The 24,012-nt window shown below is 34.9% G+C and carries 25 protein-coding genes; 7 read left to right on the top strand and 18 right to left on the bottom strand.

The window, feature by feature from the left end; translation table 11 throughout:
• Positions 1-17 precede the first annotated feature (17 nt).
• The 3 genes from bamE to argG form a co-directional block, all read right to left on the bottom strand.
• The gene (gene bamE, locus A6B44_RS06075) at positions 18-362 is read right to left on the bottom strand and encodes an outer membrane protein assembly factor BamE (RefSeq protein ID WP_090919543.1); all 345 of its coding nucleotides are present in this window, start codon (positions 360-362) and stop codon (positions 18-20) included.
• Between the two features lie 62 nt (positions 363-424).
• Positions 425-1,426, bottom strand: coding sequence for a nucleoid-associated protein YejK (gene yejK, locus A6B44_RS06080; RefSeq protein WP_090919541.1), 1,002 nt, complete (start codon positions 1,424-1,426; stop codon positions 425-427).
• A 71-nt stretch (positions 1,427-1,497) separates the two neighbouring features.
• A complete protein-coding gene (gene argG, locus A6B44_RS06085; protein WP_090919538.1) occupies positions 1,498-2,829 on the bottom strand; it encodes an argininosuccinate synthase in 1,332 nt (443 codons plus the stop codon).
• Between the two features lie 148 nt (positions 2,830-2,977).
• Between argG and yhbY the strand changes: the two genes are divergently transcribed.
• Positions 2,978-3,292, top strand: a complete 315-nt coding sequence (gene yhbY, locus A6B44_RS06090; protein WP_090919536.1) for a ribosome assembly RNA-binding protein YhbY — start codon at positions 2,978-2,980, stop codon at positions 3,290-3,292.
• Between the two features lie 94 nt (positions 3,293-3,386).
• On the opposite strand, the gene A6B44_RS06095 is transcribed toward yhbY, so the two are convergent.
• The gene (locus A6B44_RS06095) at positions 3,387-4,706 is read right to left on the bottom strand and encodes a nucleobase:cation symporter-2 family protein (RefSeq protein WP_090919533.1); all 1,320 of its coding nucleotides are present in this window, start codon (positions 4,704-4,706) and stop codon (positions 3,387-3,389) included.
• A 145-nt stretch (positions 4,707-4,851) separates the two neighbouring features.
• Between A6B44_RS06095 and nagK the strand changes: the two genes are divergently transcribed.
• From nagK to A6B44_RS06115, 4 genes are all read left to right on the top strand, one after another.
• Positions 4,852-5,778 (top strand): N-acetylglucosamine kinase, encoded by a 927-nt coding sequence (nagK, locus tag A6B44_RS06100; protein ID WP_090919530.1) that lies wholly within the window; start codon positions 4,852-4,854, stop codon positions 5,776-5,778.
• Positions 5,779-5,787: 9 nt separating this feature from the next.
• Positions 5,788-6,492, top strand: a complete 705-nt coding sequence (gene gloB / locus A6B44_RS06105) for a hydroxyacylglutathione hydrolase (protein ID WP_090919527.1) — start codon at positions 5,788-5,790, stop codon at positions 6,490-6,492.
• A gap of 87 nt (positions 6,493-6,579) precedes the next feature.
• Positions 6,580-6,843 (top strand): type II toxin-antitoxin system RelE family toxin, encoded by a 264-nt coding sequence (locus tag A6B44_RS06110; protein WP_090919524.1) that lies wholly within the window; start codon positions 6,580-6,582, stop codon positions 6,841-6,843.
• 9 nt (positions 6,844-6,852) lie between these two features.
• Positions 6,853-7,242 carry a helix-turn-helix domain-containing protein gene (locus tag A6B44_RS06115; protein WP_090919521.1) on the top strand — a complete coding sequence of 130 codons (390 nt, stop codon included), beginning with the start codon at positions 6,853-6,855 and terminating at the stop codon, positions 7,240-7,242.
• 128 nt (positions 7,243-7,370) lie between these two features.
• Here the strand turns inward: A6B44_RS06115 and A6B44_RS06120 are convergent, their stop codons facing one another.
• Positions 7,371-8,285 (bottom strand): IS256 family transposase, variant Zn-binding type, encoded by a 915-nt coding sequence (locus tag A6B44_RS06120; RefSeq protein ID WP_246253095.1) that lies wholly within the window; start codon positions 8,283-8,285, stop codon positions 7,371-7,373.
• 177 nt (positions 8,286-8,462) lie between these two features.
• Here A6B44_RS06120 and A6B44_RS06125 point away from each other — a divergent pair, with 177 nt between their 5' ends.
• Complete coding sequence (locus tag A6B44_RS06125; protein WP_090919518.1) at positions 8,463-8,813, top strand: hypothetical protein; 351 nt, start codon at positions 8,463-8,465, stop codon at positions 8,811-8,813.
• A 116-nt stretch (positions 8,814-8,929) separates the two neighbouring features.
• Here A6B44_RS06125 and A6B44_RS06130 read toward each other — a convergent pair whose 3' ends face one another.
• From A6B44_RS06130 to dapA, 6 genes are all read right to left on the bottom strand, one after another.
• Positions 8,930-9,277 (bottom strand): BRO-N domain-containing protein, encoded by a 348-nt coding sequence (locus A6B44_RS06130; RefSeq protein WP_090919515.1) that lies wholly within the window; start codon positions 9,275-9,277, stop codon positions 8,930-8,932.
• A gap of 210 nt (positions 9,278-9,487) precedes the next feature.
• Positions 9,488-11,059: a glutamine-hydrolyzing GMP synthase gene (guaA, locus tag A6B44_RS06135; protein WP_090919512.1), complete on the bottom strand. Its 1,572-nt coding sequence runs from the start codon at positions 11,057-11,059 to the stop codon at positions 9,488-9,490.
• A gap of 8 nt (positions 11,060-11,067) precedes the next feature.
• Positions 11,068-11,793, bottom strand: a complete 726-nt coding sequence (locus A6B44_RS06140) for a hypothetical protein (protein ID WP_090919509.1) — start codon at positions 11,791-11,793, stop codon at positions 11,068-11,070.
• A gap of 36 nt (positions 11,794-11,829) precedes the next feature.
• Entirely contained in the window at positions 11,830-12,015 is a 186-nt protein-coding gene (locus A6B44_RS06145) for a hypothetical protein (RefSeq protein ID WP_090919506.1), read from the bottom strand.
• 175 nt (positions 12,016-12,190) lie between these two features.
• Positions 12,191-13,654, bottom strand: coding sequence for an IMP dehydrogenase (gene guaB / locus A6B44_RS06150; protein ID WP_090919503.1), 1,464 nt, complete (start codon positions 13,652-13,654; stop codon positions 12,191-12,193).
• Between the two features lie 182 nt (positions 13,655-13,836).
• Positions 13,837-14,727 carry a 4-hydroxy-tetrahydrodipicolinate synthase gene (gene dapA / locus A6B44_RS06155; protein ID WP_090919500.1) on the bottom strand — a complete coding sequence of 297 codons (891 nt, stop codon included), beginning with the start codon at positions 14,725-14,727 and terminating at the stop codon, positions 13,837-13,839.
• Between the two features lie 218 nt (positions 14,728-14,945).
• Here dapA and A6B44_RS06160 point away from each other — a divergent pair, with 218 nt between their 5' ends.
• Positions 14,946-16,190, top strand: coding sequence for a uracil-xanthine permease family protein (locus tag A6B44_RS06160; RefSeq protein WP_090919497.1), 1,245 nt, complete (start codon positions 14,946-14,948; stop codon positions 16,188-16,190).
• An 88-nt stretch (positions 16,191-16,278) separates the two neighbouring features.
• Here A6B44_RS06160 and lpxA read toward each other — a convergent pair whose 3' ends face one another.
• The 7 genes from lpxA to A6B44_RS06195 form a co-directional block, all read right to left on the bottom strand.
• Positions 16,279-17,073: an acyl-ACP--UDP-N-acetylglucosamine O-acyltransferase gene (lpxA, locus tag A6B44_RS06165; RefSeq protein WP_090919494.1), complete on the bottom strand. Its 795-nt coding sequence runs from the start codon at positions 17,071-17,073 to the stop codon at positions 16,279-16,281.
• Positions 17,074-17,082: 9 nt separating this feature from the next.
• Entirely contained in the window at positions 17,083-17,538 is a 456-nt protein-coding gene (fabZ, locus tag A6B44_RS06170; protein ID WP_090919665.1) for a 3-hydroxyacyl-ACP dehydratase FabZ, read from the bottom strand.
• Between the two features lie 2 nt (positions 17,539-17,540).
• Positions 17,541-18,581, bottom strand: a complete 1,041-nt coding sequence (lpxD, locus tag A6B44_RS06175) for a UDP-3-O-(3-hydroxymyristoyl)glucosamine N-acyltransferase (protein WP_090919491.1) — start codon at positions 18,579-18,581, stop codon at positions 17,541-17,543.
• Positions 18,582-18,602: 21 nt separating this feature from the next.
• Positions 18,603-19,274 carry an OmpH/Skp family outer membrane protein gene (locus tag A6B44_RS06180; RefSeq protein WP_090919488.1) on the bottom strand — a complete coding sequence of 224 codons (672 nt, stop codon included), beginning with the start codon at positions 19,272-19,274 and terminating at the stop codon, positions 18,603-18,605.
• 86 nt (positions 19,275-19,360) lie between these two features.
• Entirely contained in the window at positions 19,361-21,736 is a 2,376-nt protein-coding gene (gene bamA, locus A6B44_RS06185; RefSeq protein ID WP_090919485.1) for an outer membrane protein assembly factor BamA, read from the bottom strand.
• Positions 21,737-21,787: 51 nt separating this feature from the next.
• Positions 21,788-23,101 carry an RIP metalloprotease RseP gene (rseP, locus tag A6B44_RS06190; RefSeq protein WP_090919482.1) on the bottom strand — a complete coding sequence of 438 codons (1,314 nt, stop codon included), beginning with the start codon at positions 23,099-23,101 and terminating at the stop codon, positions 21,788-21,790.
• A gap of 18 nt (positions 23,102-23,119) precedes the next feature.
• On the bottom strand, positions 23,120-23,986 hold the full coding sequence (locus A6B44_RS06195) for a phosphatidate cytidylyltransferase (RefSeq protein ID WP_090919479.1): 867 nt from the start codon (positions 23,984-23,986) through the stop codon (positions 23,120-23,122).
• Positions 23,987-24,012: the final 26 nt, after the last annotated feature.

Here is a 24,012-nt window from a genome sequence, read left to right on the forward strand (position 1 = left end):
ATTAGATACACTAATAATTATTTCTTTGTTTGCTTAAGCGGTTTATCAAGCTGAATATCGCTTACTAAACCTTGCTGATTAAAATAAACAAATAAGGTATGTTGAACAGGTTTTTGATGACCTTGTCGTTTAATAAACACGTAACTCCAACGATCTTGTGCAAAAATATCTCTTAATAGTGGCGTACCTAATAGGTAATTAACTTGTTCTTTGTTCATTCCTATTTTAAGTTGATCGACTTTTTCTTTTTCTAAATAATTACCCTGTGGTACATCAATACGATACACCACTTTTTCTAGTGTAGAACAACCTGTGATGCCTGCCATCAGTAATGCTGATATAAGAAGAGATTTTATTTTCATAGTGTTAACCTTTCATTTATTTTTATTGGGTGAATAATACCGAAACTTACCTTTAAATGCCATTATTTATTGCGTTGAAGTTGATCTCGCAAGTTAGGAGGTATTTCTTTGATTGTTAAAGTGTCATTTAGTTCGTCCCAAATAATACGTTGGTTCAATAATTGAGCATCAAAACTTAAGGTAATCCCTTTTCCTGAGCCTGAATACTTGGTTAATGTTTTTAAAGTATTACGAACAGGGGGGATTGTTTCCTCTAAACCATAGTCTTGAGATTGGGTAAATTGAGCAAAATTTTGTTCATTAAGTGTTGGAATTTCATTCGCTAATGCTGAAATAGCAATCTCTTCTCCACTGTTCATTTGCCCTTTGCAGTAATCAAAGACTTGTGTTTTTACTGCTCGAGTTTGATCTGTACTCAACTCTCCTTGATCACAATAGTCGTGGACGGCTTGTAATAATGTTTGATTTTGTACTTTTGGATCAAGCCCTGCTTCTGCCCCTAAAAAGTCCATAAAGAAATCCGCCACCTTTCGCCCTACTCGCCCTTTTATAAAAGTTAAGTAACGGTTAGATTGGGCATCTAATTTTAACTCTGTTAAATTGATTCGACACGCAATGTCATATTGTGCCATTTCTAAATATTGCGTTCGTTTAATCTCTAATTTGTCATCAACTAAAATCGAGGCTCTATTATCGATTAAGGCGATAAATAAATACTCTGTGGCTAAAAAGTTATAACGGCATAGGATAAATGTGCCCCCTCCTGCAAAAGGGTATTTCGCTAATTCTGTCGCTAACATCTTGGCACAATGATGGCTAAAAGGAAGAAAATCTGTTTCTTGTTCCAATAGACGATTAAGTTCTTGCGCAAAAATAGAGGTTTCTTGAAAGACTCCGTAGCCTTTTGCTTTGCCTTGATAAGCTTGATGTAGTTGTAACATCATTTGATCTACTTCTGGGGTAATTTCAAGTAGGTTTTCTCTTAATAAGGTCGTTAATTCAGTGACTTCTGCTTCTTTTTGTATCAGTTGGTGAAGTACAATTTCGGTGACATTGATGCTCATATTTTCCTTAATAAAAAAATTCCTTCCCTACTCTTTACAAGTAAGGAAGGTATTTTAATCTGTAATAAATACTATTTATTTTCTAACTGTGGCACGATATTGTTTTTACTCGAAATCAGCCCTGTTTGTGTATAAAGACTGAGCTTATCACGTGTATCTTTGATATCAAGATTACGCATTGTAAGCTGTCCGATACGATCTGTTGCAGTAAATGCTGCATCTTCTACTTTTTCCATACTGAGTCGTTCTGCTTGATAAGTCAAGTTTTCAGACTCTGTATTTAAGATAGAATAATCATTACCTCGACGTAGTTCTAGGGTAACTTCCCCTGTGATTGCTTTAGCAACCCAACGTTGTGCTGTTTCACGTAGCATTAATGCTTGCGAATCAAACCAACGCCCTTGATAAAGTAAGCGTCCAAGACGTAATCCATTAATACGGTATTGCTCGATAGTGTCTTCGTTATGGATCCCTGTCAGTAATCGTTCATAAGCAATATGTAGCAATGCCATAGCAGGTGCTTCATAAATACCACGTGATTTGGCTTCTATAATACGATTTTCAATTTGATCAGACATTCCTAATCCGTGTCTGCCACCAATTTTGTTCGCTTCTAAAATTAATTCCACCAAATCATCAAAATATTTTCCATTTAATGCAACTGGTATCCCTTCCTCAAAACGCACTTTAACCTGTTCCGTTTCAATTTTGACACTTTCGTCCCAAAAGGCAACGCCCATAATAGGTTTGACGATGTTCACATTGGTATCCAGATACTCCAAATCCTTCGCTTCGTGCGTTGCTCCTAACATATTAGAATCTGTTGAATAGGCTTTTTCAACGGACATTTTATAATCAAATCCATTTTGAATTAAAAATTGTGACATTTCTAAACGTCCACCTAGTTCATCGATAAATTGTTCATCTAACCAAGGCTTATAAATTTGTAGATCTGGGTTAGTAATTAAGCCGTAACGGTAGAAACGTTCAATATCGTTCCCTTTATAGGTACTTCCATCACCCCAAATATTCACGCCATCTTGTTGCATTGCCGCAACAAGCATTGTACCAGTCACAGCTCGTCCTAATGGTGTAGTATTAAAATAAGGCATTCCACCTGTAGAAATATGAAACGCACCACATTGGATGGCGACAATACCTTCATAAGCCAGTTGGCTACGGCAATCAATTAAACGTGCTTTTTCAGCACCGTATTCCATTGCTTTTTTAGGAATTACATCATAATTATCTTCATCAGGTTGCCCTAAATTTGCCGTATAAGCATAAGGAACAGCGCCTTTTTGACGCATCCATAATATAGCGGCACTGGTATCTAACCCTCCTGAAAAGGCGATTCCCACTTTTTGACCTAGTGGTATGGTTTTTAAAATTGTACTAGACATATAAGTTCCTATGATTTTTTGAGCGAAAAATAACTTTAACTCCCTAAACGTCCTCTCATTCTAACAAAATTTTATATAAAATAAACCTGACTTTTTTAACAAATTATGCTATTTTCGCCCTAATTTTTAAATTAAAGGAATACTTATAATGTCAGTTATATTAACAACAAAACAGAAACAATACTTAAAAAGTCTGGCTCATCATTTAAGTCCAGTAGTAATGCTTGGTAACAATGGGTTAACAGAGGGTGTGTTAGCGGAAATTGATTGTGCGCTTAATCATCACGAGTTGATTAAAGTAAAAATTTCAGGGGCAGATCGTGAAATGAAGCAGTTGATCATTGATGCGATTATACGTGAAACCAAAGCGACAAATGTACAAACCATTGGGCATATTTTAGTTTTGTATCGTGAAAGTGAAGATAAAAAGATCACTTTACCAAAAGCAAAAAAATCGATCTAAAACAAGCGGTAACTTGTTATCGAAAATTTGCAAAAACATTTGTAACAACTAATAAGACAGTAAAGACCACTCTAATGAGTGGTCTTTTTTTAGCTTATTTTACCTCTGGTATAATATCTAATTCTAAGTCTTTAGGAAGAATTAAATTGAGTGAAAGTGCTAATACTGCGCCAACTGTAATACCAGAACCAAAAATTTCTTTAAAGAATGCAGGTAATTTACCTAATAACTCTGGTCGAGTAGTCACCGCTAATCCACCACCAATAGCAATCGCAATAATTAAACCATTACGGCTAGTGCGTTCTACATTGTTAAGCATTTGAATACCTGCAGCAATAATCATTGCAAACATAATAATTCCCGCCCCACCTAATACAGGAAGAGGAATAGAAACAATTAACGCTCCAAATACAGGGAAAAGTCCTGCTAATACTAATAATACGCCTGTTAATGCCACAACATAACGACTGGCAACCCCTGTTAAGGTGATTAAACCGATATTTTGTGAAAAGGTTGAAAAAGGTGTGGTAGACATAATAGCAGCCAGTGCAGAGCCTAACCCTTCTGCTAAAATGCCTTGTTTAAATTGTTGTGGTGTCACTTCTGTTTTGGTTGCATCACCTAATGCAAGAAAATTACCACTGGACTCCACAATGGTCACCAAATAGGCAATACTCATTCCGATAATACCAGAAATAGGGAAAGATAACCCAAAATGGAGAGGCTGGGGTATAGCAAAAAATTGAGCAGATTTTACCCCTGAGAAATCCACCCAACCTAAACAGAGAGCAGTAATATAGCCAATCATCATACCAATCACAATGGCTGCTGCAGAAAAAATACCTCGTCCCCATTGCACCAATGTCACAACAATAACTAATACAAAGGTTGCCATCATCAAGTTTTTGGGTTCAGCGTAATTAGGATCACCGACTTGAGCACCAGCAAACCAATCTACGGCAACTGGAATTAAGCTAAGTCCAATCATCATTACGACTGTCCCCGTTACCACAGGTGGAAATAATTTACGAATATGTGGCATAAAGAAACTACCAATGATCATTACTAAAGAAGCAACAAGTGATGAACCTAAAATCCCACCAACACCAGCATCACTAAAGCCAATCGCTAATGCAGCCGCCACAAAAGTAAAACTTGTTCCCATTACAGCGGGTAAACGTATACCAATGTGTCCTATTCCTCGACATTGTATGATAGTGACAATACCAGAAACCAATAAGGCGGCATTCACTAATACAATAGTATCTTCCGTCGATAATTTCAGTACATTACCGATAACCAAAGGAACTGCAACAATTCCACCAATAGCGGCAAGTAAATGCTGCAGAGCCAGTAATAAACTCAACCCTATAGGTGGTTTGTCTTCAATCGCATAAAATAATTTACTGTTCATAAATTTTCCTTAAAAAGTGTGAGATAAAGTAAAGAATCGTGTAAATTATATCTAACGCAAACGTTTGCGTAAATATTTTTTTCACTATTTTTAGATAATTTCTTATATAATTCCTCCATAAAAATATTAACAAGGAGAATTAAGAATGACCTATTATTACGGATTAGATATTGGCGGTACAAAAATTGAGCTTGCTGTATTTAATGAGCAACTTGATAAACTCTATTCTGAACGCACACCCACTCCTCAAACTAGCTATGAAGATTGGTTAGATACCATTAAAACCCTTGTGCTTAACGCAGATAAAAAATTCAATACTAAAGGAATGGTTGGATTAGGTTTACCAGGTTTTGTTAATCACGAAACAGGTATTGCTGAAATTACCAATATTCGAGTGGCAGATAATAAACCTATTTTAAAAGATCTCAGTAAATGTTTAGAGCGTGAAGTGAAAGCTGAAAATGATGCCAACTGCTTTGCTCTTTCAGAAGCGTGGGATAAAGAAAATCAACAATATTCCACAGTATTAGGCTTAATTATCGGCACTGGTTTTGGTGGCGGTTTGATTTTTGATGGCAAAGTGCATTCAGGCAGAATTGGTATGGCTGGAGAAGTAGGTCATCAACAATTAAATTATCACGCTTTACAATTATTAGGTTGGGATAACGCCCCTATTTTTGACTGTGGCTGTGGCAATAAAGCGTGTTTAGATACTTATATTTCAGGACGTGGTTTTGAAATGTTATATAACGAGTTAGAGGGTGAGGGCTTATCCGCCAAAACCATTATCGAAAACTTTTATAATCAACAACCACAAGCGGTACGATTTGTTGAAAAATATGTAAAATTAATGGCAATTTGTATTAGCAATCTGATTACGGTATTAGATCCTGATATGATTGTTTTTGGTGGTGGTTTATCTAATTTTGATTATATTTATGAAGCTCTACCAAAAGCATTACCGCCTTATTTAATGCGTTCTGCAAAAGTGCCTGTGATTAAAAAAGCAATTCACGGTGACTCGGGTGGTTCACGTGGTGCAGCTGCTCTTTTCTTAAAAAAAGACGACTAGGAAAATAAAATGAAAGTGACCCCTATTCCTGTATTATCCGATAATTATATTTGGTTAATTCAAAAAACGGATAAAGTGATCATTGTCGATCCCTCACAAGCAGTCACTTTATTAGATTTTTTTGCAAAAAATCAGTTACAACCTACCGCTATATTATTAACACACAATCACGCTGATCATACTGGTGGGGTTGCCGAATTAGTGGAACATTATCCTCATTTAACTGTTTATGGTTCTGCAGAACTTTCTCAATTTACCACTAAAATTGTTGAACATAATCAACAGTTTGAATGCTTAGGTTGTCAAATTCAAGTGATTGACAGTGCAGGACATACAGCACAACATATTAGCTATCTGGTTGATGAAAAATACCTTTTCTGTGGTGACTCACTGTTTTCAGCAGGTTGTGGACGTGTATTTACAGGGGATTATGTTGCACAATTTAACACTCTGCAACGCTTTCGATTATTAGCCGATAATGTAAAAATCTACCCTGCTCACGAATATACTTATAGCAATCTTCAATTTGTGGAAAGTGTTCACCCCAACAATCAGGCTGTACAACAATATAAACAGCAAGTTGAAAAACTACGCTCTCAAAACAAACCAACACTCCCCTCTTCTATTACCTTAGAAAAAGAAATTAATCCTTTTTTGATAGCTAATTCGTTAGAGGAATTTATTGAATTAAGGAAAGGGAAGGATTGTTTTTGATGGTTACTGTTAAAAAATATATTTCTCATTGACAACAATAAAACAAAAACTTATTATCTAATGATTAGAAAAATAAAGAGATAGCAAATGAATGAATTGCTGTGGACAGTAAAAGCAACTAAACAACTTTTAAAAATTGATAGTCGTTATATTAAGCCTATTAAAGATAGTGTTGCTACTCTTGTGAATTTCCCAGATGTCAATCTTGATATTAAGAAGTTAAAAGGTTCGCAGTCTCAATATAGAATACGAGTAGGTAAATATCGTATTGTTTTTGAAGTGATCAACGATGAGCCTAGAATTATTAGTATTCAGGCTATTAAACGTAGAAGCGAACAAACATACAATTAAGGAACAATTATGAGCTTACAGATTATCTACGATCAACAAGGTAAAGAACTTTTTGTTGTAGTTCCTGTTGATGAGTATAAAGCACTGCAGCAATATAAGGCAATCGCTACACTTGATGATAATGAAGACAATTGGGAAGAAGTTTATGTTCAACCAAGTGATAATGATAATGAAACGATTCCACATCAAGTTATTGATATTATGCTTGAACAAGATATTAGCTTATTGGCTTCTTGGCGTATTTATCGTGGTTTGTCTCAATATGATGTTGCTAAAAAAACAGGTTTAACACAATCTTCTATTTCTCAAGCTGAGAAAAAAGGATCTACACCTCAACTTAAAACCTGTAAGCGTTTAGCTGTTATTTATCAATGTGATCCTAAGCAACTTGTTTTATAAATATTAGAATTTTGTGGCATAAAGGACAAAAGTAATGCTATTTTTTAGTAGTACTTGAGTAAAGGACAAAAATAATGCTAATAAACAGGCTAAATAATATACTTTTATTTAGCCTATTTTTTTATAATTTAACACCCTAAAATCTCATCTATTAATTTCATTTTTTGCTTCAACTTTAAACCATTATGACACCTTAATTTTTGCTTTAAATGAGCAAAACTCCCTTCAATTTTATTCGAGGTATTTGGGATATTTAAGGTTGGATATTTTTGGTAAGTAAACAGATAAGATAGATTAGTTTTTAAGCTTCTAAAAGCACTTCTTAAACGTCTATGTGTATAGTGAGATTTGCCTGTTTCAGGATTTAGAGTACATTCATTATAATAGTCTTCATACTCATCAAACCATTGTTCTAGAAAGTCCTTAAATTGTATTTCTGTTACTTGAGTAAGCAAATTAGTAATTAGCCATAAATCCTTTACAGTAGGTTGTTTAGAGCGTTTTGAAAGGTATCTTTGAATTATCTTAACTTGATGAAATTGACAAAATTGAACGGGATAAAATGACAGGCTTTTTATTAAACCTCGACGACCATCGCAAACAATACCTTTAATAATAAATCCTTGTAGTAATAGTTCATCAATCCCCTTTAAATACAAATAGTTATTTTCATTTTTAACATAGTATTTTAGTAGATTTTCACCTGTATAAGCATCTGTAAATAACATTACCCCAAAACTCTGTTTAAAGTAAGTTGTGTCAATAATAAGAACTACACTTCTTGATGTTTTGTTTGATACTTTTATTTGATGAGATTTTAGCTTCCTTTGAATAGTTTTGGAGCTGTAATTATACTTTTGAGCAAGCTGTTTATAGGTTTGTTTTCCATAAACATAATCATTCCAAATTTGGTCTATTTTAGGCTTGTTTTTATAGATGAATTGGTAATTACAAGAGTTGCATTTATAGCGTTGTTTTCCTTGTTTATAACCATATTTTTGAAGTTTTTTACTATTGCATTTTTCACATTTTTTTAAATTCATTCAAAAAAGTCGCTTAAAGCCTTATTGTATAAGGTTTCAAACGACTTTTTACCATTCTTTTTGTCCTTTATGCCGAATCTAATATTGTATTGAAAAAGTGAAAGGTAATCCCCATATATTTCTAGTAACTTTTAATAATAAAAGTTACTAGAAAGTAATAGTAGAGGAGTAAAAATTATGAGTTTTGAATTTAAAGTATCTGACTTGAAAGAGGAATATTTAGATACAACGACACCTGGAGATAATCCGGATAAAAAAAGTCTAGATAGTAAATTATTTAATCGCAACGAATCTTATGAAGTTGCTACGATGATTAATAATGTTTTACATAAATTAGATGAAAATACACCGCCTAATTTAACACCGGGATATATTGTGAGTTTTCTTTCTAAACAAAAACTCTTGAAAGAAATCGGAAATAAATTAGAAGATGTAATCAAAGATGAATTACCAGATGATGTTAGAAGTTCTGAAAAAGTTGCTGATTTCTTATATAAGAAAGCTGTAGTCTTCTATGAGAACAAATAAAAATATTGACAATATGTTAAAAGACCACATTAAGTGGTCTTATTTTTATAAAAATTTGCAAATCACCCCAACAAATCAACCATGCCCCTAATATACATAATATGTTGATTTTCTGATTATATGTAATCTTTGGCTTTTGTTAGGATTTGTTTGAGTGGCATATCCATATTGTAAAGGTAATAGCCGCTGATTGTTAGGTCTATTTTGTCGCCTGGGAGGAATTTGGTGCGCATTTCGTGCGCTTGGAGTGAATGTTGGTAGAGCCTTGTGATAATTTCGATTGCCGTTTCGTCAATCGGTGGAGTATTTTTGATTTGTATTTTTTGGTCTGCTGTTTCTTTGTCTAAAAGATCTACCACCCAATGTTTAAATTCTTTGGCTTTTTTGCTGTGGCTTAACATGCCGATAAGGTAGCAATCACGCAACGAGAAGATGCGGACTTTTATTTGCCACACAATCACCATTTTGCATTTGGGTCTTGCTCTAAGCGACCGATATAATTATTTTATTCATTTTCAGTGTAATGGACATTTTTAACGGTATAAAAAATTAATATCGTAGATTATGCTGAAAAAGTGAAATACAATCAAATGTTGTGAAACACTTTGAAATGAAAAAAGCCCTATAAATAGGGCTTTAGAGTTGTTTTTGAAATGTTGTAAAATAGTGAAAAATCACTCCCACTCAATCGTCGCAGGTGGTTTTCCGCTAATATCATAAACCACACGAGAAATTCCATCTACTTCATTGATAATACGGTTCGATACTTTACCTAATAAGTCATAAGGTAAATGTGCCCAGTGAGCAGTCATAAAATCAATGGTTTCTACGGCACGTAGTGAGACCACCCAATCATATTTACGTCCATCACCCATTACGCCTACGGATTTTACAGGTAAGAATACAGTAAAGGCTTGGCTGACTTTGTAGTACCAATCGGCGTTGTGTAGTTCTTCGATAAAAATAGCGTCTGCCTTGCGGAGTAAATCGCAATATTCTTTTTTCACTTCACCTAAAACACGCACTCCTAAACCTGGTCCAGGGAATGGATGGCGGTTGAGCATTTGAGCAGGTAGACCTAAGGCTAAGCCGATTTTTCGTACTTCGTCCTTAAACAGTTCTCGTAGTGGTTCAACTAAGCCGAGTTTCATATAATCAGGTAATCCGCCAACATTGTGATGAGATTTGATTACGTGAGCTTTACCGGTTTTACTTGCGGCAGATTCGATCACATCAGGGTAAATCGTGCCCTGTGCAAGCCATTTTACATTACTGTGTTTATGTGATTCTTCATCAAAGACTTCAACAAACACATTACCAATAATTTTGCGTTTCGCCTCTGGTTCATCAACACCTGCAAGGCGATCTAAGAAACGTTTTTCAGCATCAACTTTAACGATATTTAAACCAAATTTATCGCCAAACATTTCCATAACTTGCTCAGCTTCGTTTAAGCGTAATAAGCCGTTATCTACAAAAACACAGTGTAATTTTTTACCGATTGCACGGTGCAGCAGTAACGCCACCACCGATGAATCTACGCCACCTGATAAACCTAAAATAACTTCATCATCACCCACTTGTGCTTTAACACGAGCAACGGCATCTTCAATAATATTTTCCGCTGTCCATTTGGTTTCACAGTCACAAATATTAACCACAAAATTAGTTAATAATTGTAAACCTTGTTTAGTGTGAGTTACTTCTGGGTGGAACTGTACACCGTAGAATTGACGGTTTTCATCCGACATCGCAGCAATAGGGCAAGTTGGGGTTAAACCTGTCACTTGGAAACCTTGTGGTAATTTTGTTACTTTGTCGCCGTGACTCATCCATACATCAAGTTGAGGATTTGAAGCGGTAAGATTATCATTTAATTTTGCAAATAATTGATCTTGTACTTTTAACTCTACCTGAGCATAACCAAATTCACGGTGTTCCGATCCTTCTGTTAATCCTCCCAATTGCATTGCCATTGTTTGCATTCCATAACAAATACCAAGCACTGGCACACCTGCATTAAATACATATTCAGGTGCTCGAGGGCTACCTTGCTCTGTGGTGCTTTCAGGCCCCCCAGAAAGAATAATCCCTGTTGGATTAAATTCACGAATTTGAGCTTCACTCACGTCCCAAGCCCAAAGCTCACAATACACCCCAATTTCACGCACACGACGTGCGATAAGTTGGGTATATTGCGATCCAAAATCTAAAATTAAAATTTTATGGTTGTGTATGTTGTTCATTTTATTCTCTATTTTCCTTTAAAAATTGATCTTATCCAAGATAGAAGTTTATTTCCTTGTGATTGTTTTAATTGTTGTTCAAGATACTCTAATTTTTTAGCTGATTGAATAACAATTCTTTTATCTTCATTAATATTATCTAGAGCTATATTAAATCCTAATAATTTCTCTGAAAGTTCGTGCATCATACAACAAACAAGTAAATCACCACGAATTTCTTCATTTTCTACTGAATAGATTTTCATATAATAGGGTTCATAATCTGGGTCAGGATTATTTGTTTCTGTTGGTAATTCAGAATATATGGGTTCATCATCTGAATTCATATCAATATAATGATAAGTAGCATTCAAATATTTTCCTTCAAAATCAAGAGGTTTTCCAATAAAAATAGGTTCTAGATCTTCCTCCCCATCTCTAAATACACTACGAATATTTTTACCATTTTCAAAAATAGCATAACCAAAAGAATCTGAAAAATCATATTGAAGAAATAACCAAGTATATGTAGGCTTAAAATTATTTTTTTCAAAAAACTCTTCTAAAATATGCGGCTCTGGTAAGATTTTCCATAATAAATCAATACCATTAACTATTACATAATCTTTTTTTCTGAAAATTACTATTTCATATCCTAATGGATTTTCGTCATTAATGAATGATGTTACTAGATTTTTTAATTCATCATCAGATCCTTTAAAAGGAAAAACCATTGTATTAACTCTTGATCCCATAAGTATCCTCTAATATTTTATTGCTTATAAAAATTGTTATTCATCCTCTAATCCATAATCTACAAAAGGAATAGGGCGATTAGCTTTACAGCGTGGCGGAATATCTAATTCAATATCAGCGACACGAGGATCTGCATTAGCAAACCATTCATAAGCGGTTTGTTTTTTATTTTGTATTTCTTCTGAGTTCTCTAAATTTTGATTTAGATCTTTATCTGTCATAAATATAAAACCCTCTTTTATGGCTACATCTTCAACATTGTAGCCATCAGTAATTTAGTAAACAATCATTTTGCAAATTTAATACAAAATGTGACCGCTTAATCTTCAATAATTTTATTACCACAAGCCTCACAAATAAGATGACGTGAAAAATCATCGCAATTTGCAATAATATTTATCCCATACGGTAATTCGGAGCCTCTTTGGTAATACTTACATCGTGGACGTGGCTTTCTTTAATTCCAGCGCCACTGATTCGTACAAATTCTGCTTTAGTACGAAGTTCTTCGATAGTGGCACAGCCAGTTAAGCCCATACAAGAACGTAATCCACCCATTTGTTGATGAATCACTTCTTTTAAAAAACCTTTGTAAGGAATACGCCCTTCAATACCTTCTGGCACTAATTTATCTGAGGCGTTATCGGACTGAAAATAGCGATCTGATGAACCTTTTGCCATTGCGCCAAGTGAACCCATTCCACGATAAGACTTGAATGATCTACCTTGATAAAGTTCAATTTCACCCGGTGCTTCTTCTGTTCCTGCAAACATTGAGCCAACCATTACGCACGAAGCCCCTGCTGCGATCGCTTTTGCAATATCACCTGAGAAACGAATGCCGCCATCGGCAATAACAGCAATACCACGCTCTTTTAATGCCTCTGCAGCTTCTGAAATAGCAGTGACTTGTGGTACGCCCACGCCTGTGACAATTCGAGTGGTACAAATTGAACCAGGTCCAATCCCTACTTTTACTGCACTTGCTCCTGCATCGGCTAAAGCAATCGCCCCTGCTGCGGTGGCCACATTACCTGCAATAATAGGTAAATCTGGATATTTAGCTCGTGTTTCACGCACTCGTTGTAATACACCTTCTGAATGACCGTGACTACTATCAATTAAAAGAATATCAACCCCTGCTTTAACTAAAGCGTCGATACGCTCTTCATTGCCTTCACCTGCACCCACTGCAGCACCAACACGCAGACGTCCAAATTCATCTTTACAGGCATTCGGTTTTTGTTCAGCTTTTTGGAAATCTTTAACGGTGATCATTCCTTTTAATTTGAAATTGTCATCAACCACTAACACTTTTTCAATACGATTATCGTGCATCAGTTTTAAAATTTCTGCACGCTCCGCATTTTCTTTAACTGTGATTAAACGCTCCTTTGGTGTCATCATTTCAGAGATTTTTTGAGTTAAATCTGAGACAAAGCGAGTATCACGACCAGTAATAATACCAACGAGATCATTATTGCTATCAACCACAGGATAGCCTGCAAATTTATTTTTTTTCACTACTTCCGCTAACTCTGCAAGGGTTATATCTGGCGAGACGGTAACGGGATCTTTAACCACACCACTTTCGAATTTTTTAACAATTCTGACACGTGAAGCCTGACGTTCAATCGACATATTTTTATGAATAAAACCAATGCCACCTTCTTGAGCAAGGGAAATAGCCAGTCTTGCTTCAGTAACCGTATCCATTGCAGCACTAAGCATTGGAATATTTAAGCGAATATCTTTGGTTAATTGAGTTGAAAGATTAGCGGTATTAGGTAATACCTTTGAGTGGGCTGGGACAAGTAACACATCATCAAAAGTTAATGCTTCCTGTTTGATTCTTAACATTGCAATAATTCCTCGAAATAAATATAAAATTGGATAAGAAAGATTGCGAGAGGATTATACAGATTAATCGATAAAATGAGAAGACAATTAATAAAATTCTTAATGCTTTTCAGAAAAATAAAGAACCTTTACTGAGAAGGATAAAGGCTCTTAGTTAATGTTATATTTTTACTGATTAAAAATTATTTAATCACTCCAGCTTGCATTAAAGATTCTAGCACTATAGGTTGTGCTTCTTCTGAGAGTGTTAATAAAGGTAAGCGTAAACTTGGTTCACTAATTAAACCTAATTTATAAGCAGCCCATTTTACAGGACTTGGATTTGACTCTATAAAAAGATTTTTATGTAGTGGGATTAAACGCTGATTAATGACTTCAGCTTCCTCAAGACGACCTTGACGCACTAAATCACACATAATTGCCATATCTTTAGCTGCAACATTATTGGTTACTGAAATAACGCCTTGTCCTCCACATTTCATTGATTCAAAGCCTGTTAAATCATCACCACTCAAGAAAATAAAATCATCGCCAGCGGCTGCTTTTATTTGTGACACACGAGTTAAATCACCTGTTGCCTCTTTGATAGCAACAATATTAGGAATTTTAGCAAGTCGCCCTACTGTTTCAGGTAATAAATCACTTCCTGTCCTACTTGGTACATTATAGAGTATTTGCGGCAAATCAGTACTCTCTGCAATCGCCTTATAATGCTGATATATACCTTCTTGGGTTGGTCTATTATAATAAGGAACAACCGTTAAACATCCTACTACACCTACATCTGCAACCAACTTAGTGATTTCAATCGCATCTCTTGTACAATTTGATCCTGTTCCTGCAATAATTGGAATACGTCCATCTGCAAACTCAACACATTTTGTGATTACTTTCAAATCTTCTTCAAAAGTGGACGTCGCCGATTCACCTGTTGTTCCCATTGCAACAATCGCATTTGTTCCAGACTCAATGTGATATTCAATTAATTTTTTTAAGTCTTCAAAATTAACCTCATCTTGTATCATCGGGGTGATCAAAGCAGTTATACTGCCATAAAAGAGAGGTGCTTCCATAATTACTCCTGTTTTTTATTTTAATATAAGAATTTTATAAGAGATAAAATCACGGTTAGCTTGCCAAAAAGAAGGGGGGGTTTGCAAGTGTTTTCTGTAAATTTATTAGATTATCTTTTATATTAAGGTAAAAATTGTAAAAAAAATAACGAAAACGTTTGCGTTATTTTTTTTATTCAGTATAATCCGTCAGATTTTGTTAACTAATGGAGAACTCTATGCATACTGAAAAAATTACGCCCCATAAGCAAGCTTTTCTGGGGCTCCAAATGCTCTTTGTCGCCTTTGGAGCATTGGTTTTGGTCCCCCTCTTAACTGGACTTAATCCAAATACTGCGCTGCTTACCGCTGGAATTGGTACTTTGTTATTTCAATTAATTACGAAACGACAAGTACCAATTTTTTTGGCCTCTAGTTTTGCCTTTATTGCCCCTATTCAATATGGTGTCCAAACATGGGGAATCCCAGTTACATTAGGTGCTCTTGCTTGTTCTGGATTAGTATATGTAGTCTTAAGTACTTTTGTAAAACTACGTGGCAATGATATATTGATGAAGCTCTTCCCTCCTGTGGTGGTTGGTCCTATCATTATTATTATTGGTTTAAGTTTAGCACCTGTCGCCGTAAATATGGCAACAGGAAAAGCAACAGGTACAGATTATAATACATCTATCATTATTTCAATGACGACCCTTCTAGTAACTCTTATCGTATCAGTATTTGCAAAAGGAATCTTACGTTTAATACCAATTTTATGCGCCATTACTGTGGGTTACATTCTTTCAATCTTTATGGGAATTGTTGATTTTACCAAAATCATTGAAGCTCCTTGGTTTGCAATGCCTCAAATCACGACACCTGAATTTAAATTAGAAGCCATTTTATATATGCTTCCTATCGCAATTGCACCAGCAATTGAACATATCGGTGATATGATGGCAATTAGTCAAGTAACAAATAAAAACTTCCTCAAAAAACCAGGTTTAAACCGTACATTGTTAGGTGATGGTGTCGCAACTATCGCAGCATCATTCTTAGGTGGTCCACCTAATACCACTTATTCAGAAGTAACGGGCGCAGTAATGCTGACTAAAAACTTCAATCCTAAAATTATGACTTGGGCTGCCGTGTTTGCAATTTTAATGGCTTTCGTAGGAAAAATCGGTGCATTCTTACAAACTATTCCAGCAGTTGTAATGGGTGGAATTATGATGCTCGTATTTGGTGCGATTGCTGTCGTGGGTATTAACTCTCTGATTAAAAACAACGTTGATTTAAATCAACCTCGTAACCTGTGTATTGTATCCGTAGTTCTCACATTTGGTATTGGCGGAATGCTTATCGATGTTGGTTTCTTTGCCATCAAAGGTATTGCTCTGTGTGCCGTCATTGCTATTGCAATGAACTTACTGCTACCACAAGAAATCAGCAGTAAACAAGAATCAGACGATATTCAAGAATAAAACATAAAAAAACAAGCGGTAAGATTATTAATATTTTTTACAAAAATCTTACCGCTTCCGTTCTAGTTACTAATATTCACTCAAAATCTTAACGAATAATTCCTCGAGTTGAACGCTTAAAGAAATTTAAAAAGAGACTTACCGCAACTTCTGTTTTAGCATAATGCTCTATTTCAGGTATAATTTCCTCAATTGTTTTACCACTACGATAAATTAATTTGTATATATTACGAATCGCTCGCATTGTTGGTTTTTCAAAACCACGTCTTTTTAGTCCTTCAATATTTATACCAAATGGACGAGCGTGATTCCCCTGAGCCATTACATAAGGAGGTATATCCTGACAAACAATGGAACCTCCTCCTAACATTACATGAGCACCAATAATAACAAATTGATGTACCGCAGACATTCCACCAACAATCACAAAATCCTCTAATAATACGTGACCTGCAAGTGTAGCATTATTGGCTAAAATACAACGATTACCAATTTGGCAATCGTGAGCAATATGGGCATTGATCATAAATAAATTATCATCACCAATTTTTGTTATGCTCCCTCCCTGTACTGTACCTCTATGAATAGTGACACTCTCACGAATACGGTTTCTATCGCCAATAATGGTTTTAGTAGGTTCATTTCCATACTTTAAATCTTGATTCTTTTCACCAATACTTGCAAATTGATAAATCTCATTATCCTTACCAATTTGAGTACGTCCGTTAATGATAACATGGGAATGAATTTTCGTTCTTGCACCAATTTCTACATCTTTACCAATGATAGTAAATGCCCCAATTTCGACTTCTTTGCCAATAACAGCCCCTTCCTCAATAATAGCAAGGGGGCTAATTTTAGCAGTTGAATGAATTAATTGCATAAACACTCCTTAAGATTGACGACGTGCACACATCAACTCTGCTTCACACACCACTTTTCCATCAACAGTTACAACGCCAGTGAAACGAATAACACCTCGAAGCTCTTTTAAAATTTCAACGTGTAATTTCATTTGATCACCAGGTAACACAGGTTTTTTGAAACGTGCTTTATCAACGCCTGCAAAATAAAAAATTTCTTTTTTATTTAAACTATGTGTCTTAAATGCCAAGATTCCCATTGCTTGAGCAAGTGATTCCAAAATTAAAACACCAGGAAAAACTGGTTGCTCTGGAAAATGCCCTGTAAAACAAGGTTCATTAACACTAACATTTTTAATAGCAGTAATCCACTTACCTTCTTCAAAACCAATAACTCTATCTACCAACAAGAATGGATAGCGATGTGGTAAAAGCTCCATTATCTCTGTTACTTCGATAATTCTAGATTGATATTCTGTTTCCAACACTATTCCCCTTGCTCCTTTTTATTAACATACTGTTCTAGCTGTTTTAATCTCTTATTCATTTCATTAATATTCATTGTAAGAGCCGTTGCTTTACGCCATACTTTATTAGACTGTGCTGGAGTACCCGATGAATAAGTTCCTTTTTCAGTAATTGACTTTATGACCATACTCATTCCTGTAATAGTAGTACCATCACAAATTTCAATATGCCCATTAATCACACTCGCACCACCAATTAAGCAATAGCGTCCCACTTTTAAACTACCCGCTAATATAGCACCACCTGCAATAGCAGAACCAGTGCCAATATGAACATTGTGTGCAATTTGACATAAATTATCAATAATCACATTATCTTCAATCACCGTTGCGTCCAAAGCACCTCGATCAATACAAGTACAAGCCCCAATTTCAACATTATTGCCAATAATAACGCCACCTGTTTGAGGAATCTTCACCCAACGTCCCTTAGCATTCGCATAACCAAAACCATCACTTCCAATCACAGCTGACGATTGAATCAAACAATTTTCACCAATTTGAACATTGTGATAAACAGACACATTTGCCCATAACTGAGTTTTCGCACCTATTTTAGTATTTTTACCCACAAAACAGCCTGCACCAATACTCACTTCATCACCAATTTCTGCGCCACTTTCAATCACTGCATTTGCGCCCACAGAAACATTTTTTCCCAATTTCACATTGTCAGAAATGATCGCACTTGGAGAAATTCCCTGTGCAGACTTTGGTGTTTTATCCATATATTGAGCCAATAATGCATAAGCAACATAAGGATCTTCAACAATAATTAAGTTTTGTTCTTCCAAACAAAATTCAACATCGTTTTGATGCACAATAATTGCACCAGCTTGACACTCTTTTAATCGTGTACGAAATTTTGCATTTGAAATAAATGTAATTTCATTACCTGTCGCTTGTGCAAAAGGAGCAATCTTTGAAATTGCCAAATCGGCGTTCCCTCTAAGAGAACCGCCGATTTGTTTTGCTAAATCACCTAATAAAAATTTTTCCATTAATTACTCATTAGCTATGTTTTATTTAGATTTAGTTGGTACTTCAGGAACTTTTCCTCCAACCGCTTTAAGCACCTCATTGCTTAAATCATTTTCTTTACTTGATACAAAAACAATTGCATTAGTATCTAACACCATTGTATAACCTTTTGATTTCGCAATTTTTTGTAATTTTTCATTTACTTGATCAACAACTTCTTTACGAACTTTATTTTCTTCTATAGCCAGTTTTCTTTGAACTTCCTGTGATTTCTTCTGGAAACTTGCCACTTTCTGCTTAAATGCCATTTCTTTCTTCTGAAACGCATTTAATTTTTTCTGGAATTTATCCGCTAATGCAATTATCGCATCTTGACGCTTTTTGATTTCTTTACTACGTAATCTTGGTGCATCCTTTTCCAATTTAGCTTTTTTTGCTGTAATTTCTTTGCCTAGCTTTTCATCTTCAGCTCTTAACTCTTTAGCCTCAGCAACTAATGCTTTATTTTCTTCACCTAATCTTTTATCTTCTATTTCTAAAAATTTTCTTTCTTCTTGTACTTTTTTAGCAAGTTCTGAAGAGCTTGAAAATAGAGGATGGTTTTGAATAACAAATTCAGGTGTAATAAAACCAATTTTATCTGTCGCATTTGCCACATTTGATGCCATTGCTAAACTAGCAACTAACGTTGCAACTTTAAATACATTTTTCATAAATAGACGTCCTATTAAAAATTAAAATTAACATTTATAGCGGTAAGATATTGTCAAAAATTTACAATATCTTACCAATTTACAAATTAGAATGAACCGCCAATACTAAATTGGAATTGTTCAATATTATCTTCTGGGTGTTTACGTAATGGTTTTGCATAAGAAAGCAACAATGGTCCAATTGGTGAGTTCCATTGTAATCCTAACCCAACTGATGCTCTAAAGCGTTTATAATCACCATAATCTATGCCTTTCCAGCCCGCCATAGGTTCCCATTTAGTATTCCAAACTGTTCCTGCATCAACAAATAAGGTTGTTCTTACTTTATGTTGATATTTTTCAGCCACAAATGGCGTTGGCATAATCAGTTCTAAATTAGCAATTGCTTTTGCATTACCACCAATAACATCACCTGCTGGTTGCCATTCACCCTTTTTATTTAAATAGATAGCATTTGGTCCAATGGTACCAAATGAGAAACCACGTACCGAACCAATACCTCCCGCATTATATGTTTGGAAGAATGGTAATTCTTTACCCCCAAAACCACTTGCATAACCAAATTTTAGGCGAGTACTAATAACCCATTTATGCTCTCTATTTAGTGGATAATAATATGCAAAATTACTACTTAATTTATAATATTTATTATCCGATCCTGGAACAGTTACATTACCACCTAAGCTTGCTCTCAAGCCTTCTGTTGGCATAAATCCACGATCTAAACTGTTATAATTCCAACCAAAACTAAAATTAAAATCAGTTGTTTTAATTTTATCAAAATATAACGCATTTGGTTCGTATTTAATATCCATTGAACTAACATATTTCTGACGAGTCCATTCACGCTGAACATTTTGAATTTTATCATTCACAACGCCAAGACCTAAATAGTAGCTATTATATTCATCAACAGGGAAACCTAACGTTCCATCAAGCCCTAAAGTGGTTCTTTTATAGGCTGAAGATGAGCTTACTTTTGAATAATCATAGTTGCTATAATACAACTCACCACCTAAACTCACACCATCTTTGGTAAAATATGGTTCGTTATAACCAATTTTAAATGTTGTACTGTATTTATTACGCACACCATTTAAACTAATTGATGATCCCATTCCTAAGAAGTTATCTTGTTGAATCCCTGCCTGATAGCCAAAACCACTACCAGTCCCATAACTAATACCAAAGTTAACACTTCCAGTATTACGCTCTTTAATACTATAGATCACATCAACCTGATCCGTTGTATTTGGAACCGCCACTGTTTTCATCTCTACAGATTCATAAAAACCTGTACGTTCTAAACGAGCCTTACCGGTTGAAAGTGCACTTGTTGATAACCACGCCCCTTCTTGTTGGCGCATCTCACGACGTAAGGTTGAATCTGCAGTAACATCATTTCCTTCAAATCGGATATGACGAACATAAAGACGTTTGCCTGCTTCTGTAATATAAGTAACTTTAACAGTATCTTTCTTTTCATCAAATGCTAATGAAAGCTGAACTTTTGCTGAACCATAACCAGATTTACCTAAACGATTTTCAATTTTTCCTTTCAAATCATCTAAATCTTTGCCTCTAAACAGATCGCCAGTTTCAAACTCAGCAACAATTTTATTTAATTCTTTATCCAAATTAGCAGTATCACCAATAACACGAACACCACTTACTTTATACTGTTTACCTTCTGTAATTTTATAGGTTAATTTTACCTCTTTTTTATCATCACTAAAGTCAGTTTTCACATCATTAATGGCAAACTTAACATAACCATTATTTAAGTAAAAATTACGTAATGTATCCAAATCTTTTTTGAAAGCCTGTTGCTCAAATTTACTGCTTTCAAAAATATTCCACCAAGACACATTTGGTTGAATATCCAATTTATCAATAAGATCATCTTCATCAAAAGCTTTATTGCCTTCAAAATGAATTTCTTTCACATAAGCAACATCATTTTCTGAGATCTTAAGTTTAATATCTATTTGACCATCACTTAATGGTGTGATAATAGTATCTATAGTTGCATTATAACGACCTACTGAATGATAATGATCTAACAATCCTTGCTTAAATTCTTTTAATTTTAAGGCATCATAAAACTCACCTTTAGCAATTAGATTTGCTTTCAAGTTATCTTGTAAAGCTGCTTTTGGTACCGCTTTATTACCTTCAATTTTTATATCAGCAATTAAAGGTCTCTCGACAACATCAACCACAAGAACATTCCCTTCTCGTCGTGCTGATACATTAGTAAAACGTTTTTGTACAAACAACTGCTGAACAATATAAGTAATATCTCTATCAGTTGCTCTTTGCCCTATTTTCACAGGAAGCGTTGAAATAATTGAATTTTGTGCTTCTGGTGAAACACCATCAATACGAATATCTTTTACAACAAAAGGTGCAGCAATTACACCGTTTGCTAATAAAATGCTTGAAAGTAATAATTTTTTCATTAGAGTGCCTATTTTTGCAAAATGTTTATAAGAACTACCCGCTTGTAATTCTTAAAAGTGAATTAAATCATTATATAACGCAAAAACCATTAACATCATCACAAACAGCATTCCTATTTGCTGGAACTTCTGTTGTAAATATAATGATATTTGCTTACCTCGAATAGCCTCAATACTTAATAAAATAAATTGACCACCATCGAGAGGTAAAATTGGAAACAAGTTCATTACACCAAGATTCACACTGATCAGCGCCATAAAGCTCAAATAATAAATCAAACCTGTCTCAGCACTTGCAACAGCTCCTTTTGCCATCGCAATAGGACCGCCCATATTATTTAATGAAAGATCCCCTGTAATTAAATTCCCTATAAACTGAATAACAGTATGAATAAGGGTAGTGACTTTTTCCAAACTTTTCCACAGTGATGTTATAATATCATACTTTAAATTAGTGCGATACTTTTCTGATAATAGCTGATATTTTGGTGCTATACCAATAACATACCGTGCTTCTTTAGCTGATTTTAAAGGTTGTACATCAAACCGTAAAATCTGTTGATTACGCTCAATTTGTAACTGTACAGAATCACCTTTTTGCACCTCTTTAACCAAATAACGCCAATCAAAAGGAGACTGATTAATTTGAAGTATTTTATCACCCTCTTTTAAACCAGCTTGTTCTGCCGCCGAATCTTTGACGACAGTTTTTATAATTGGTTCAACCACACTTGCTTTGGGGCGAATACCTAAAGACGTTAATGGATTTTCCTTATTGCCATTGAATACCCAATGGGATAAATCGAGAGTAAAATTTTGCGAATAGTGTTGCTCAATTATATTTCCTGACAGTGTTACTTGAGAAGACCCTACATTACCAATAAGCGCAAGTGCTACCTCTTCCCAACTTTGAACATTGATGCCATTAACTTCTTTAATTTCAAATTCTGATGGAACCTTTGCTTGTGCAACAATAGTATTAGGGATAACCTCACCAACCACTGGTTTAAGGGTTGGCACACCTGAAATAAACACTGCCCAATAAGCAAAAATAGCAAAGATAAAATTAGCGACAGGCCCCGCTAAAATAATTAACATTCGCTGCCAAACTGTTTTCGTATCATAACGTTCTGCGTCAGAAAATCCTTCTTCATCATTCAACATTTTCACATAACCACCCAGTGGAATAAGAGAAACCACCCACTCAGTGCCTTTTTTATCAACTCTTTGCCACAATACTTTTCCAAAACCAATGGAAAAGCGCAATACTCTTACACCGCAAATACGGGCAGCAAGAAAATGTCCATATTCGTGTACCGCAACCAGTACACAAATGAGAAATAAAAAAGCAAATGTTGCCATCAAAATTTACCTACTTAACCACTATAAAAAGAAGAAAAATGCCATTGCAAAGAAAGGCACCGCAGCCGTTAAACTATCAATACGATCCAAAATACCCCCATGACCAGGAATTAAATTACTGCTATCTTTCACACCTGCTTGGCGCTTAAACATACTTTCAGTAAGATCCCCTAAAATAGAGATCGCAACTGTCAACACTGAAATCACAATAAATGGAACTAAATCCACATTTCCATACATATCATTTGGCGTAAATTTAAAGAAAGCAAATGCCACAACTCCTGCGGTAAGTAGCCCACCTATTACACCTTCAATTGATTTTTTCGGTGATACTTTTGGTGCCAATTTATGTTTACCAAACGCTCTTCCAAAAAAATACGCCCCTGAATCTGCAGACCAAACTAACACTAAAACATACAGTAATAAAAAGGCCCCTTGATAAGGGTTAGAATGATAATGATAAAAACGCAGTGCAGGCATTGCAATTAAAAATGGTACTAAGGTACAAAAACCAAAAATAAATTTAGCACTAATGGATTTTTCCCAAAAGCGTGCTGTTTTTGGATAACCAATCACTAAGAATAGCGCAACTAACCACCAAATGACACCGACAAAAAGTAATGGCGTAGTGACATCATTAAGAAAATCCGCTTTTTTAATAGAGTAAGTACCTGCCATTATTGGAAATAACAAAATACCTAAAGTCACTAATGCAACAATAACTCGTCCAATTGAACGTTTAATGCCAGCAAATTGTGCCCATTCCCACATTGCCAATACCACTAAAACGGATAAAGCAAGAAAAAAAGGCAATGGAGAAAGTAAAAATAATCCCAGTAAAGCTAATGGAATCATAATCAGTGCGGATAATATTCGTTGTTTAAGCATTTTGTTTCCTTAATTAATTATTTATT

It is taken from the genome of Pasteurella skyensis, assembly GCF_013377295.1.
GTDB lineage: Bacteria > Pseudomonadota > Gammaproteobacteria > Enterobacterales > Pasteurellaceae > Phocoenobacter > Phocoenobacter skyensis.

What these genes read in the sequence shown, in the direction of transcription:
- guaA (WP_090919512.1), bottom strand. Translation starts at nt 11,059, where the DNA reads ATGAACAACATACACAACCATAAAATTTTAATTTTAGATTTTGGATCG.
- A6B44_RS06160 (WP_090919497.1), top strand. Translation starts at nt 14,946, where the DNA reads ATGCATACTGAAAAAATTACGCCCCATAAGCAAGCTTTTCTGGGGCTC.
- nagK (WP_090919530.1), top strand. Translation starts at nt 4,852, where the DNA reads ATGACCTATTATTACGGATTAGATATTGGCGGTACAAAAATTGAGCTT.
- bamE (WP_090919543.1), bottom strand. Translation starts at nt 362, where the DNA reads ATGAAAATAAAATCTCTTCTTATATCAGCATTACTGATGGCAGGCATC.
- gloB (WP_090919527.1), top strand. Translation starts at nt 5,788, where the DNA reads ATGAAAGTGACCCCTATTCCTGTATTATCCGATAATTATATTTGGTTA.
- A6B44_RS06120 (WP_246253095.1), bottom strand. Translation starts at nt 8,285, where the DNA reads ATGAATTTAAAAAAATGTGAAAAATGCAATAGTAAAAAACTTCAAAAA.
- dapA (WP_090919500.1), bottom strand. Translation starts at nt 14,727, where the DNA reads ATGGAAGCACCTCTCTTTTATGGCAGTATAACTGCTTTGATCACCCCG.
- A6B44_RS06095 (WP_090919533.1), bottom strand. Translation starts at nt 4,706, where the DNA reads ATGAACAGTAAATTATTTTATGCGATTGAAGACAAACCACCTATAGGG.
- A6B44_RS06140 (WP_090919509.1), bottom strand. Translation starts at nt 11,793, where the DNA reads ATGGGATCAAGAGTTAATACAATGGTTTTTCCTTTTAAAGGATCTGAT.
- bamA (WP_090919485.1), bottom strand. Translation starts at nt 21,736, where the DNA reads ATGAAAAAATTATTACTTTCAAGCATTTTATTAGCAAACGGTGTAATT.
- A6B44_RS06130 (WP_090919515.1), bottom strand. Translation starts at nt 9,277, where the DNA reads ATGGTGATTGTGTGGCAAATAAAAGTCCGCATCTTCTCGTTGCGTGAT.
- A6B44_RS06180 (WP_090919488.1), bottom strand. Translation starts at nt 19,274, where the DNA reads ATGAAAAATGTATTTAAAGTTGCAACGTTAGTTGCTAGTTTAGCAATG.
- A6B44_RS06110 (WP_090919524.1), top strand. Translation starts at nt 6,580, where the DNA reads ATGAATGAATTGCTGTGGACAGTAAAAGCAACTAAACAACTTTTAAAA.
- yejK (WP_090919541.1), bottom strand. Translation starts at nt 1,426, where the DNA reads ATGAGCATCAATGTCACCGAAATTGTACTTCACCAACTGATACAAAAA.
- argG (WP_090919538.1), bottom strand. Translation starts at nt 2,829, where the DNA reads ATGTCTAGTACAATTTTAAAAACCATACCACTAGGTCAAAAAGTGGGA.
- lpxA (WP_090919494.1), bottom strand. Translation starts at nt 17,073, where the DNA reads ATGCAATTAATTCATTCAACTGCTAAAATTAGCCCCCTTGCTATTATT.
- yhbY (WP_090919536.1), top strand. Translation starts at nt 2,978, where the DNA reads ATGTCAGTTATATTAACAACAAAACAGAAACAATACTTAAAAAGTCTG.
- guaB (WP_090919503.1), bottom strand. Translation starts at nt 13,654, where the DNA reads ATGTTAAGAATCAAACAGGAAGCATTAACTTTTGATGATGTGTTACTT.
- lpxD (WP_090919491.1), bottom strand. Translation starts at nt 18,581, where the DNA reads ATGGAAAAATTTTTATTAGGTGATTTAGCAAAACAAATCGGCGGTTCT.
- A6B44_RS06125 (WP_090919518.1), top strand. Translation starts at nt 8,463, where the DNA reads ATGAGTTTTGAATTTAAAGTATCTGACTTGAAAGAGGAATATTTAGAT.
- A6B44_RS06115 (WP_090919521.1), top strand. Translation starts at nt 6,853, where the DNA reads ATGAGCTTACAGATTATCTACGATCAACAAGGTAAAGAACTTTTTGTT.
- A6B44_RS06145 (WP_090919506.1), bottom strand. Translation starts at nt 12,015, where the DNA reads ATGACAGATAAAGATCTAAATCAAAATTTAGAGAACTCAGAAGAAATA.
- A6B44_RS06195 (WP_090919479.1), bottom strand. Translation starts at nt 23,986, where the DNA reads ATGCTTAAACAACGAATATTATCCGCACTGATTATGATTCCATTAGCT.